1 protein-coding gene is annotated in these 710 nt (G+C 52.4%); it reads right to left on the reverse strand.

Features of this window, described 5'->3' with window-relative positions:
* A partial coding sequence (locus ACWHAR_RS27165; protein ID WP_452088444.1) for an alpha/beta fold hydrolase occupies window positions 1-710 on the reverse strand: 710 nt, incomplete at both ends.

Below are 710 nucleotides of genomic sequence, written 5' to 3' on the forward strand. Positions count from 1 at the left end.
TGACATACGTATTCTTCAAATTTAAAATGACCGTTTCATCCAGGCTCGCAAGCGCACTGCCGTCCCGGCGAAGAATCTCAATCGCCGCTTCAAAATCTAGCGGTTTGTCCCCTAAGCTGTCTGGATCGTACCCGCCTAACGCCAGAAGGGCAATAAGCGCTTCCTCATCATCCGGTGCCTCTTTTATAGGAAGGAAGTGGTTTGGATAGGCGTCCAGCATCACCAACAGGGATATTTCTTCTCCTTGATTTTGCAGCTGGGTAGCCATCGCTTGAACGACATTCCCGCCCAGGGACCAACCCAGCAGATGGTACGGGCCTTTTGGCTGGACCGTTCGGATTTGTTTAATGTAATCGGCAGCCATGTCATCAAGTGTTTTCGGAAGCTCCTCGCGCTGCCCGATTCCCCGTGCCTGCAAGCCGTAGATCGGATAATCCGTTCCTATATTGGTCATCAAACCGGCATAGCACCAGCTGAGCCCCCCTGCCGGATGAACACAGAATAAAGGAGGCTTGTCTCCACTTGTTCGGAGCGGCAGCAGAACGTCAAGAGCGCTTTGGCTTGATCCCATTTCAAGTCTTTCAGCGAGTCCGGCTACAGTAGGTGCTTCGAACAAGTTGCCGATGCTGAGTTCAACGCCGAGCGCTTCACGAATGCGGCTCATGAGCTGTACAGCAAGCAAGGAATGTCCGCCTAAATCAAAGAAACGG

This window comes from Bacillus sp. LR--39 (assembly GCF_053613335.1).